The organism is Pseudoalteromonas sp. MER144-MNA-CIBAN-0113, assembly GCF_040308965.1.
GTDB classification, from domain to species: Bacteria; Pseudomonadota; Gammaproteobacteria; order Enterobacterales; family Alteromonadaceae; genus Pseudoalteromonas; species Pseudoalteromonas tetraodonis.
Map to the genome: position 1 here is coordinate 1 of NZ_JBEOOG010000102.1, position 11,512 is coordinate 11,512.

12 protein-coding genes are annotated in these 11,512 nt (G+C 41.2%); 4 read left to right on the plus strand and 8 right to left on the minus strand.

Annotation, left to right across the window (positions count from 1 at the left end; translation table 11 throughout):
• Positions 1-138 precede the first annotated feature (138 nt).
• Genes AAEY57_RS17720 through AAEY57_RS17755 form a run of 8 tightly spaced genes read right to left on the minus strand, consistent with a single transcriptional unit; the run spans position 139 to position 8,883 of the window.
• The gene (locus tag AAEY57_RS17720) at positions 139-471 is read right to left on the minus strand and encodes a DUF6488 family protein (protein WP_126873588.1); all 333 of its coding nucleotides are present in this window, start codon (positions 469-471) and stop codon (positions 139-141) included.
• A 41-nt stretch (positions 472-512) separates the two neighbouring features.
• Positions 513-1,037 (minus strand): hypothetical protein, encoded by a 525-nt coding sequence (locus tag AAEY57_RS17725; protein WP_126873590.1) that lies wholly within the window; start codon positions 1,035-1,037, stop codon positions 513-515.
• 43 nt (positions 1,038-1,080) lie between these two features.
• On the minus strand, positions 1,081-1,776 hold the full coding sequence (locus AAEY57_RS17730; protein ID WP_126873610.1) for a HupE/UreJ family protein: 696 nt from the start codon (positions 1,774-1,776) through the stop codon (positions 1,081-1,083).
• A complete protein-coding gene (locus AAEY57_RS17735; protein WP_350608400.1) occupies positions 1,766-4,909 on the minus strand; it encodes an efflux RND transporter permease subunit in 3,144 nt (1,047 codons plus the stop codon). The genes AAEY57_RS17730 and AAEY57_RS17735 overlap by 11 nt, the downstream gene beginning before the upstream one ends.
• A 10-nt stretch (positions 4,910-4,919) precedes the next feature.
• On the minus strand, positions 4,920-6,152 hold the full coding sequence (locus tag AAEY57_RS17740) for an efflux RND transporter periplasmic adaptor subunit (RefSeq protein WP_350608401.1): 1,233 nt from the start codon (positions 6,150-6,152) through the stop codon (positions 4,920-4,922).
• A gap of 16 nt (positions 6,153-6,168) precedes the next feature.
• Complete coding sequence (locus tag AAEY57_RS17745) at positions 6,169-7,494, minus strand: TolC family protein (protein ID WP_350608402.1); 1,326 nt, start codon at positions 7,492-7,494, stop codon at positions 6,169-6,171.
• 13 nt (positions 7,495-7,507) lie between these two features.
• On the minus strand, positions 7,508-8,482 hold the full coding sequence (locus tag AAEY57_RS17750; RefSeq protein ID WP_350608403.1) for a M56 family metallopeptidase: 975 nt from the start codon (positions 8,480-8,482) through the stop codon (positions 7,508-7,510).
• A gap of 17 nt (positions 8,483-8,499) precedes the next feature.
• Positions 8,500-8,883, minus strand: coding sequence for a BlaI/MecI/CopY family transcriptional regulator (locus AAEY57_RS17755; protein WP_028834938.1), 384 nt, complete (start codon positions 8,881-8,883; stop codon positions 8,500-8,502).
• Positions 8,884-8,967: 84 nt separating this feature from the next.
• Here AAEY57_RS17755 and AAEY57_RS17760 point away from each other — a divergent pair, with 84 nt between their 5' ends.
• From AAEY57_RS17760 to AAEY57_RS17775, 4 genes are all read left to right on the plus strand, one after another.
• The gene (locus tag AAEY57_RS17760) at positions 8,968-9,321 is read left to right on the plus strand and encodes a DUF3147 family protein (protein WP_199527589.1); all 354 of its coding nucleotides are present in this window, start codon (positions 8,968-8,970) and stop codon (positions 9,319-9,321) included.
• Positions 9,322-9,817: 496 nt separating this feature from the next.
• Positions 9,818-10,165: a hypothetical protein gene (locus tag AAEY57_RS17765; RefSeq protein ID WP_350608404.1), complete on the plus strand. Its 348-nt coding sequence runs from the start codon at positions 9,818-9,820 to the stop codon at positions 10,163-10,165.
• 34 nt (positions 10,166-10,199) lie between these two features.
• Entirely contained in the window at positions 10,200-10,808 is a 609-nt protein-coding gene (locus tag AAEY57_RS17770) for a hypothetical protein (RefSeq protein ID WP_350608405.1), read from the plus strand.
• A 118-nt stretch (positions 10,809-10,926) separates the two neighbouring features.
• A complete protein-coding gene (locus AAEY57_RS17775; RefSeq protein ID WP_350608406.1) occupies positions 10,927-11,262 on the plus strand; it encodes an HIT family protein in 336 nt (111 codons plus the stop codon).
• Positions 11,263-11,512 lie beyond the last annotated feature (250 nt).

Genomic DNA, 11,512 nt, shown 5'->3' on the forward strand with positions numbered 1-11,512 from the left:
ACCATCCTAGATGGTTTTAAACTAAGAACATACCCAAGACAATTTATTAAAAATTAGTTTTTACACAGTCTGTGCCAAAAGCGGACTTGGTACAAAAACAAAGGCACCTCATGTATCAAAAGGTGCCTTCTTATTTTGTTAAAAGTTGTTTTTATTTTTAACCGCTATAACTTGACCATTTTTTGCAATTTGGAAGTAAAGCTTATCTTCGTTGCTAGCATTAGATGCACTAACTACGTAGAAATTGTCTTCAACGCTAGCAATCGAAAGTTGCGACTTATCAATATTTTTCCATGACTCATCTAACTTACCAACTTCAAAACCAGCGTCTTTAAATGTCATCTTCTGAATATGTGTTGCAGCGATGCTAACAGCTTTCTGACCGCTGATGACACCATGATCTCCATGTGCCTGTACATTACTAGTTAGCAAGGCACCACAAAGCGCAACGATTGATATTAGTTTGTTCATTTTAGTCTCCATTTTGTATGAAATTCGTAAAGTTAAATTCGTTATTGTTTAAGGCCAATAACTTCGTATTGCCCTTTGACCATTAGCTGTATTGAAACTGGCTTGTCTGATTTGTTTTTCCAGTACCAGCCATGAGAGCCTTCAAATGGCGTGGTATAACTACCTTTCATTTCATTAGTAGTAGCAATAACATAGCTTTCAAAATATCCCGTTGTGTCACCTTCTGGCTCACCATGTAAATCGAAGTACAATGGAACACCATCGGTTAACCATTCATAAGTCATTTTTTCATGCTGCTTCATATAAAATTTATATTCGATGCCGCGTCCCGCAGGGACTGTCACTTCTATTGTTTGAAACTCATCCGTGCCTTTAGTTGTCTCTAATGACGTTGTTTCCACTTCAGCCGCTTGTGCAAGTGCTGTTAAACCTAACTTGTTTCCAATACCTGTCGGATCGATGTTGTACTCTGCTGGTAAGATAAAGGTAACCAGTGCAATAGCCGCGACAACGACTGCTGAAATACTCGCTTTAACGAGTGTTTTGGTACTAACTGTATGTTGCATAAAATTCTCTTTTATTTCTGTATTTCTATAAGTTAAAAATCGATTAAATGGTAAAGTAACCAGCAAGTTGTAAGCCCATCAACATCACACCAGCACTCATTAGTGCGGTATTTGTGACTGTCGAAAAGCGTTGAAATGAAGGCAGTTTTCGCCATGCATTTATCATGATCAAAATAAGTGCGAGCGCAGCAAATTGACCAAGTTCAACACCTAAGTTAAAGGCAATCAGGTTGGTAATAAGACCTTCATCAGCTAGGCTAAACTCTTGTAATTTGGTAGCTAAACCAAAGCCATGAAACAGACCGAAAATCAGCACCGCCCATTGGGTATTAGGCTGCCAATTAAAGCAAAGCTTAAAGCCACCTAGATTATCGAAGCCCTTATAAATTACGGAAAAACCGATAATGGCATCAATTAAATAAGCATTGACCTGTATGTCACTTAACACACCAAATAACAGGGTTGTACTATGCCCAATAGTAAACATGGTGACGTACAACAGTACGTCACGGCTACGATATAAAAAGAAGATAACACCGACTAAAAACAGCAAGTGGTCATAGCCCGTTATCATATGCTTAGCGCCTATATATAAAAACGGGATAAACTGTACTCCATTATTTTGCTCTAAAAATGCTCTGGTTTTATCATCGACTCCGTGAGCAAAAGCTTCGATACTGACAAGCGCTAACAGCGCAATCGTCAGATAAGTCAGTACTTTAATCATGTTACTTGGCATCTTGAGACTCCAATACTTCAACATCAGTCAAAATAGACTCCTTTTCTTTATGTAAAATTCTGTATAAGGCAGGGATGACAAACAGAGTCAAAATCGTTGACGAAATAATGCCACCAATGACTACTGTTGCCAGAGGCCGCTGAACCTCCGAGCCTATGCCTGTATTTAACGCCATAGGAATAAAACCTAATGAAGCAACGAGTGCGGTTGTTAACACAGGTCGAAGACGCGTCAGCGCACCATCAAAGATTGCTTTATCAAGTGCCAAACCATCTTTGCGCAGTTCTCTGATAAACGACACCATAACCAGTCCATTTAGGATGGCGATGCCCGATAAGGCGATAAAGCCAACCGCTGCCGAAATTGAGAACGGAATATCACGTAGTAACAGCGCAGCAATACCACCAGTTAATGCAAGCGGAACCCCCGTAAAGATGATCATGGCATCTTTAAACGAGTTAAGGGCGAGGATTAATAAACCAACAATCATGATTAAAGTGACAGGCACAACAATACTCAGGCGCTCTGAAGCGGATTGCAGTTTTTGGTAAGTGCCGCCATATTCCACCCAATAACCAGCAGGTACTTCAACGTTTTCATTAATGGCTGCTTGTATGTCTGCAACAAAACTACCTAAGTCCCTACCACGAACATTGGCAGTTACTACCAATCTACGTTTACCATTTTCACGATTTATTTGGTTAGCACCCGATATCAGCTCAATATCAACCAATTCTTTAAGTGGTACTGTATGTCCATCAGCCAACGTTATCGGTAAATAAGGTATTGAATCGATATCATTACGTTTGGACTCTGTGAGCCTTACTACAATATCTGAGCGCACATCGCCTTGATAAAACTTACCTGCAACTGTACCGCCCATAGCCATTGCCACTTGAGACTGTACTTGGCTAATACTAATACCAAACTGCATCAGTTTTTCACGATTTGGCACAAGATTAAGCATGGGTAAACCAGTGGTTTGCTCAACTTGTATATCTACGGCACCTTCAACCTGAGAGATTGCACCCTCTATCTCACTGCCTAACGTAGTCAACGTATCAAAGTCATCACCAAACACTTTTATCGCAAGTTCAGCTCTCACCCCAGCTAACAATTCGTTAAAACGCATTTGTATTGGCTGTAAAAACTCATATCGGTTCCCCGGAATTGGCTCTACTAGCGCGGCTAACTCTTCTACAACTTGAGTTTTTGTCTTATCTGGATCAGGCCACAACTCGCGAGGTTTCAGGATAATGAAGTTATCTGCGACACTTGGCGGAACGGCATCAGTTGCAACGTCGGCAGTGCCTATTTTGGCAAAGACGCGTTCAACTTCTGGCATTTGTTTAATTTTATCTTCTAAAGATTCCTGAAGCGCGATTGCTTGAGACAATGACGTACCCGGAATTCGCAGCGCGTGCATGGCAATATCACCTTCATCCAAATTAGGCGCAAATTCACTACCTAACTTAGTTGCCTGATAACCTGAGAAACCCACTAATACAGTTGCGGCTATAACAACGAACCAACGGGCTTTTAAAACCCAGTTTAAAGCAGGCTTGTAAAGAACAGTAGCACCACGAATTATTGGGCTATGTTTTTCTTTCACAGGCTTTTTAAATAACAAGGCAACCATAGCGGGTACAAAGGTAACCGATAACACCATAGCGCTAAGTAACGCGATAACCACGGTGATCGCCATCGGGTGGAACATTTTGCCTTCAACACCCTCAAGAGCAAAAATGGGTAAGTAAACAGCGGTGATAATAAACACGCCAAATAGCGCTGGACGTATGACTTCCTTTGTGGCTTCGAACACGAGTTCCATGCGTTCTTTTAGCGGCAGAGGTTTGTTTCCTGCTTGACTTAGCCTGCGAAGACAATTTTCCACGATAATAATGGCACCATCGACTAACAAACCAAAATCTAACGCGCCTAAACTCATCAGGTTAGCACTCACGCGAGTTTGTACCATACCTGTTACTGTCATCAACATGGCAAATGGGATCACTAAGGCTGTTAAAAATGCAGCCCTGAAATTACCAAGTAGCACAAAGAGTACAACGATAACCAATATCGCCCCTTCGATCAGGTTAAGCTGAACCGTTTGTAGCGTTTTATCTACTAATTTAGTGCGATCATAAACAGCAGTTGCGACTATACCTTCTGGTAAAGTGGCGTTAATTTCCTTGAGCTTTTCTCCCACGGCATGAGCTACTGTGCGGCTATTTTCGCCAATAAGCATAAATACCGTACTCATCACCACTTCACGACCATTTTGTGTAGCAGCGCCAGCTCTAAGCCCTTTGCCGTTTTCAATATCGGCTACGTCTTTTATATAAATTGATGAACCATCAAGCGACTTAAGCGGAATATTACCAATGGCAGTCATATCAGTAACCTGACCGGGCAGCCTTAACAACCACTGTGCGCCATTTTGCTCAATAAAGCCTGCACCTTGGTTTTGGTTGTTTTGCGAAATTGCATCAACCACATCGGCTTGTGACAGCCCAAAAGCAAGTAACTTTTCAGGTTTGAAAGCGACTAATATTTCACGCTCAAATCCGCCTATCGGGTTCACTTCTACTACACCCGGCACCCGCATTAACTGTGGTCTTATTGTCCAGTCATGTACGGTTCGTAAATCCGTTGGTGTAATAGGCGTGCCATCAGCATGTGTAGCATCAGGCTCAGCATCAACAGTGAACATGAATATTTCACCAAGACCTGTCGCAATTGGCCCAAGTTGAGGCTCTAAGCCCAGCGGTAACTCAGCGCGTGCCGCTGATAAACGCTCATTAACAAGCTGACGGGCAAAATAGACATCAGTATCATCACTGAATATTGCAACCACTTGAGATAGGCCATAACGAGAAACTGAGCGGGTATAGGTTAACCCCGGTAAACCCGACAATGCGGTCTCTAACGGAAAAGTTACCCTTTGCTCAACTTCTAATGGCGTAAACCCAGCCGCTTCGGTATTGATCATTACCTGCACATTGGTGATATCAGGCACTGCATCAATCGGTAGTTTGGTAAAATTCCATATACCCAAACCTGACACAGCTAACACCATCACCATGACAAGGAATTTGCGCTTTATTGAAAAGCGTAAAATTGACTCCAACATTTATACACTCCTAGTGATCGTGTGACGCGCCAGACTTTTCAATGTCGGCTTTTAAGATGTAGCTATTGTTGGTCACGTATTCGGTTCCCGCTTTTAGGCCACCTAATACTTCAATCCATTCGCCTCCAGTGCGGCCCAACTCAAGCATACGAACTTCATACTGCTCACCCACTTTGGCGTAAACAACAGTAAAGTCTCTAAAACCTTGTAAGCCAACACGCTTTACAGCCAGTGGCACATCAATGGTTGCAACTTCAATGTCAGCTTTTACGAAGCCGCCTTCGGCAAGGTTACGACCTTCTAATTCGACCCAAACTATTCTTGCCTGATCATCTCTCACGCTAGGTTCAATAAATGACACCTCACCTACAAGGGGGTCCTCATGACCTTCAATGTTTAACGTAACTGGCGTTTCCAGTTTAACCTTGGAATAATCCGAAGGATAAACCGCTAATTTGGCAATATGGCGATTAAGATTGGTAATGGTGAGTAAGGTTTTACCATTAGTTTGCTCACCCGCGTTTGCGAATAACTGGGTAATAACACCGTTAATGGGCGCTTTAATAACGTAGGGCTTAAGACTTTCATTACTTTCTACTGTGAATAGCGTTTGCCCTTTTTTAACAATTTCACCGTAATTGACGTGTAATTTGGTGATTTCACCATCGAAACGCGCAGCAATGTTTCGCTTAGCGTCCACAGGTAAACTTAATTTTCCATAAGCGGGTATGGTTTGATGAATTGTCGCAGGGCCTGCGATTTCAGTGTTGATTTCCATTGCATCGGCAACTGCCTGTTCAATTGTGGTGCGACCCTCGAAGTTGTCATATCGCCAATTGTACTTTTTACCCTGATAAGTTGCTTCAATGGCAACAACAAAAGAGTGAGGCTCATAAATCACCATATCACCGCGAAGAAAGTCACCTTGAGCATTGAAGTTAATATCATCAGTGCCATCGCCTAGGCGAATTAATTTTACGTTTAAATCGACATTCTTTGGGTCTATAGGTTGTCCATCATTTGTCGCCCAAACACGAAACTCTGGTGGCACACCAGTTTCAAAAATAGAGAGTTCAATGGCAAAATCACCATCTCGTAACATGCGCCCACGGTGTGGACCTTTCTCTGGTTCAGCTTGCTCTGCCGCAGGTGTTGATGCTGCAATAGCATTAGGTGCGACGACACCTGTGAATAAGATAATAATCGCCAAGCTCAATGACGACAGAATATTTTTATTTTTCATAAATTTACTCATGGTTTTACTCGCTATCACTAACGGGCACGCCAGTTAGGCGTTGAATTTCAATATGTTGTAAATGCAAAGATTGATAAGCATCAAGTAACTGATTTTGGGCGCTGAGCAGCTCTCTACGTATATCACTCCACTGGTTGTAGCTAAGCTTACCGATATCAAATGCCTGACTTGCTTCAGTCAATGCGGTTTCTAGTACGGGAATAATTTCAGCTTGAATCGTTTCAATGACATGGTGGGAATGCGCCATTTCTTGTAATAGCACATATAGCTGTGCATCCAGTTTCTGCATTAAGGCTTGTTGCTGAGTTGCCAGTACATCTTGTTTTGCGCGTAAGGCCGCTATTGTTCCTGCATTGCTATTGTCATTCCCCCAAGGAATAGATATACCCGCTACTAAACCAAAGTCATCTGTCGCTTCATATCGTCTCAATCCCGCAGTGAGTTGCCACTGAGGTTTTGCTTCAATGCGTGCAAGCTCCATTTGAGACTGAGCGATACGTTGTTCATTAACAAACTGCTGTATTTGTGGGACTTGCTTAAGCTTGATTAGCTGGCTTTCTACCGAGGGAATTTCCGGCTTAAGCATTAAATTCCCAGTTAATTTAAGCTCAGCCTGAGGCTTGCCCCATAAGGATGACAGTTGATAATGACTAGCTTTTAATTCGTGCTCTAAATCTTCTACAGCGAGATTTCTTCGAACCAGCTCGGCTTGAGCCAAGCGCATTTCAACATTGGAACTTTTACCCGCTTTTACTCTTTTGGCAATAGCGTCAACCACTTCCTGTGCCTGAGACACCGCTAATTGATTGAGTTTCAAGCGCTCTTGCTTTATCAAGATTTCAACAAACTGTTTAGCAACAATCGCAGATAAATCGAGGGCTTTTATTTTTTGCTCTACTATTACTGCATTTGCTTGGCTTTTTGCCGCATTAACTCTGCCATCAATTTGATCTTGTTGAAGCAACCAAGAGTATGTGAGCGTTGATTGCATACTTTGTAATGCGCTATGCTCACCTGTCCCTAACGCATCTTCAATCATTAAACCTATTTGAGGACGCTCTCCAATGCCAGCTTGCTCGATATTACCTTGCCACACAGCTTCTTGAGCTATCAAGGCTTTTAGCTCAGGATGACTTTGTAGAGTCATGGTCACAGCCTTGCTTAAATTTATAACCTGATGTGATGACTGTAATTGCTGCTGGGACTGCGCATTAGCCAAAAAGGGAGTTGATGTTACTAAACCAGCCCCCGTTGTTAAAACTAGACCAACAGCCAAAAACCGATTGTCGATCGGTTTTTTTCCGTTGCTTTTATAAAAATTAAATCTCATTCCATATCCTTAATTAATGGATGAAAAAAGTTTCGATAAAGTGATGAAAACTATCGACAGTGGATGCCGCTAGTACTGGCATAGTTGCCAATAATGCTAGAGTAATGATGATAGTAGTAAGTGACGGTTTATTAATTGGATTTAATAAACCCTCAACACGAAGACTCGTGTAATCATGTCCGAAGTAGCTAACAGACGCCTGATCGCAGTCCGTAGGAAGTGCTTTTTGAAGTCTAGCGACATCAATTAATGTCTGTGCGATATCAAGGTGGTCGTATTCTTTTGTGACCTCATTGTCGGCCATCTTTTCCGTCATTAAGACATATTGCTCGATTAGGGTTTGTTTTATACGTGACGGATAGAAGCTGGCAAGTGCCGTGAAAAGCACTTTAAATAACGGGTCTCTTGCCGTTACATGGGCCAGTTCATGATTAACGATGATATTAAGTTGTTCATCGCTAACTTGGGTTTGTAGTCCGGTTGATACATATATCTTGGGAGATATAAAACCTGTAGTAAAGGCAACAGGCACTTTAACAGGCATCAATAAATATTGATTGCCATTAGTCGTCCTAGCATCTTGTGCATCAGTAAAGCTTAGTAAACTCGATAATGCGATGGACTGTTTGGTTCTAACAAAGGTAGTCTTAGTTACGCGCCAAGCTAAATAGATTAGTGCTAAAAGTAAGGTTAACGCGTGCCAACTTGAAAAGCTAAAAATATCGATATGGTGCCAATGGGCAAAATCTTCGAACCAGCTTATGTTAAAAACTTTATCAAACCCTAACGAGTAAGGCATAAAGTAACCAATACAAGAAAAGGCTATCCACCAAGGTGCACTCACTAGTGACCACAATATAAACTTTTGACTATTAAAACTGACTTGTTTGAGTCTGAACAACACAAAACGAGATACGACAGCAACAGTTGCAATACCGATCACAAATGCAAGCACTGAAACACTGAGCAAATTTAGAACGATTGCCATATCTCCAACTAACATAATTAAGCCCGTTCCTTTCTTAGCTGGCGTTGTTTCTCGATCATTTTTTCTAATGTATCGAGTTGTTCGTCATTAAGCTGTGCCGAAGCAGAACTGAACGCAGCAATTAAGCTATTTTCACCATCATCAACAAAGTCACTGGTTACATTTGAAATAAGTTGAGCAATTAAGCCTTCACGATCTACTCTGGCTGAATAACAATACGCATGGCCTTGTTTAGTGCGTTTAAGTAATTCTTTTTTAAATAACCTATCAAGCGTACTTTGGATAGTATTTAACGAATTACCACGAGCTAACCCCAGTACTTTATGTACTTGCTTTGCATCCGCCTCTTTGACATTCCAGAAATGTTGAAGCACTAATTTTTCTAGTTCACCTAATTGCATAACACTTTACTCTATTTAATTCGCTGGCTATATTGCCACAACAAAAACCGATAGGCAATCGGTTTTTAGATTTAAGGGTATTATATGGGTTGGCTAATAACTAAGTATTTGATCACCGCTACGGTCATTGTCGCGGCATCGGAGCTAGCAAAACGAAATGATAAACTAGGCGCACTCATAGTGGCCTTACCGACAGTCACAATTTTAGCCATGATTTGGTTATATGTTGAAAAGCAGCCGTCAGAGAAAATAGCCAATCATGCTTGGTACACTTTCTGGTATGTACTTCCCACATTGCCCATGTTTTTACTTTTCCCCATGCTGATGCAGCGCTACAGTTTTTGGCTATCGTTACTCATCAGCTCATTAATAACTGTAATTTGCTTTTGGCTGTTTTCTTTATTGCTGAAGCTGTTTGGAATAGATTTGCTTCCTTGAGGTTAACAGCAAGGTCCTTTGTTCACCCCACAGCTGCCATTAGAGTATTTACGTTAACGCGTAATGGGGCAGAAACGAGTTTGGACTTGCCAGCTTTCACTAGACACCGGCTTACAATCTTAAAGTACAAAACGGAAGTAAACTTCCGGTTTGTAAGCCTATATTGCTATATTTCGGAAGTAAACTTCCGTTTCTATGGCTTCAAAGGTCGTTATCGGAAATATACACCTGTTTTCTTGATAGTGTTAACCTAGATTGCTAAATGAGCCACTTTTTGGGGTCTTATTTGAGCGTTCACCGGACACTGAAAAAGTTAAACTAATTTCAACTTCTTTGAGTAGGAGCCTAACTTTGTCCGATAACATTATTAAACGCCGTTTTGGTGCAAAATAACCAGCGTAATTCTCAACCATTTTAATTACTTGTTTACAAAGGTATTTATTGGTGAAACTATCAAGGTATGTAATATAAGCTGTTAGTGTTCACGGAGAGAGTTGTGTATACCGAAGGTGATAAGGTTTTACTAAAATACATAGCGAGTTATTTTGTTAACAAAGGTGACTCAATAATGACGAGGGAACTGGAGAGTATGGAGTTTTATTCAGAGGCATCTATAAATAAGCTTCGTAATCTCAAACTCATACGTTATTCTTCAGGTGATTCTATTCAAATTTACCCGCAAATAGTTGCTGAGAAAGAGAGGCTAGAAGAGCTTCCAGATCACTTTCAGACATTAAAAAGATGGTGGTATAGTAAAAAGTGGGCTGTTGCTTTCACTGTTATATTCTTAATATTGCCAGCACTAAAAACTTATATTGACTTGATAAATACTTTGTTCAAGTGAACACTAATAAATTGTTATGTATCTAAGGAAGGTTATGGGCATTAGTTTCAGCAAAATGTTAGAAAATCATCACCGAAGAATTAATGATGAGGCGATAGGTGAGTTCAGAGCGCTGGTAAGAAAATCAATTTCTGACTGGGAGGGTAAAGTTGATCGTGAATGGACTGAATTGTCGCCAGATAATTTTATAGATGCCAGAGATGTTGAAGAGTACAAAAATGTTCTCGATGATCAATATTACCTAGCAGCACAAGTAAAGAACCTTGCGAATGAATTGGCTCTTACAGCGTTGTTTAAGCTCGTAGAAATTCATACAAAAAGAGTTGTCGAATGGCATCTTCCATCCATCGACTCGAAAAAATTGTTCAATATAAATTCATTAAAATCAGCGCTTCCTTTCACGTTAGAGTCAGTTAACAATTTCGAAGCATTTGATGAACTAAGAGAGTTAAATAATGCAATCAAGCATGTTGGTCATGTTTCTGAAAAATTGGCTAATAATCATCACGGACTAGGTTGGGTACAAGGCGATGAGTTTGCTAATTTGGACGACGTTTATGAAAGGCTTTCTCCCAAAATATCATCTTACATGGACTCTCTTGCTCAGGAGATTTATCGTAATTCAGAGCGAAGCGATACATAACAAGGTTTTAAAGTCGGACTCGTAACAGTTTGCTCGGTTCCACTTCGTTTCACATTTTAGCAAACTGTTTCACGCCGCTTAAAACTGCGTTATGCATTTCCGTAAGCTGGAGAAATCAGTGAACCCAATCTACGACAATAGTAATACTTTCGCGAAGATTATTGCTGGAGAGGCCCCCTGTGTAAAGGTCTATGAGGATGATTTAACGCTCGCATTCATGGATATAATGCCGCAGAAGGATGGTCACGTATTAGTAGTACCCAAGGAACAAGCGGTCACAATTTACGATCTGTCTGCAGAAGCTGCTCAAGCATGCATGCTAACCGTTCAGAAAATAGGTAAAGCTCTCGAGCGCGCTATGGGGGTGACTGGGTCAACCATATTCCAGCACAATGGCTCTTCTGCCGGTCAAACTGTGGGGCATTTTCATTTTCACCAGGACCTTTGTTGGTGATAAAAGACCATGGCGTGCAGTTTGAAGAGGTTGGGAAGCTTAAAGAGATAGCTGCGTTAATCATTGCACAATTAGAAAGTCCACATGCATAACAAACGGCGACTCCCACTACATTGCGCCTCCGGCTCCATTTCGTGGGCGCGCGTGCTGCAAGCGTTACCACTGTCTGCAAATGGCACAGACTGTGTGAAAACTCTGATCACCTTTTGGTCTAAGTATGTTCTGCTTATGATCTATTAATCTATACATT

Coding starts and splice junctions, on each gene's coding strand:
- AAEY57_RS17720 (WP_126873588.1), bottom strand. CDS start 471: ATGAACAAACTAATATCAATCGTTGCGCTTTGTGGTGCCTTGCTAACT.
- AAEY57_RS17725 (WP_126873590.1), bottom strand. CDS start 1,037: ATGCAACATACAGTTAGTACCAAAACACTCGTTAAAGCGAGTATTTCA.
- AAEY57_RS17730 (WP_126873610.1), bottom strand. CDS start 1,776: ATGCCAAGTAACATGATTAAAGTACTGACTTATCTGACGATTGCGCTG.
- AAEY57_RS17735 (WP_350608400.1), bottom strand. CDS start 4,909: ATGTTGGAGTCAATTTTACGCTTTTCAATAAAGCGCAAATTCCTTGTC.
- AAEY57_RS17740 (WP_350608401.1), bottom strand. CDS start 6,152: ATGAAAAATAAAAATATTCTGTCGTCATTGAGCTTGGCGATTATTATC.
- AAEY57_RS17745 (WP_350608402.1), bottom strand. CDS start 7,494: ATGAGATTTAATTTTTATAAAAGCAACGGAAAAAAACCGATCGACAAT.
- AAEY57_RS17750 (WP_350608403.1), bottom strand. CDS start 8,482: ATGGCAATCGTTCTAAATTTGCTCAGTGTTTCAGTGCTTGCATTTGTG.
- AAEY57_RS17755 (WP_028834938.1), bottom strand. CDS start 8,883: ATGCAATTAGGTGAACTAGAAAAATTAGTGCTTCAACATTTCTGGAAT.
- AAEY57_RS17760 (WP_199527589.1), top strand. CDS start 8,968: ATGGGTTGGCTAATAACTAAGTATTTGATCACCGCTACGGTCATTGTC.
- AAEY57_RS17770 (WP_350608405.1), top strand. CDS start 10,200: ATGGGCATTAGTTTCAGCAAAATGTTAGAAAATCATCACCGAAGAATT.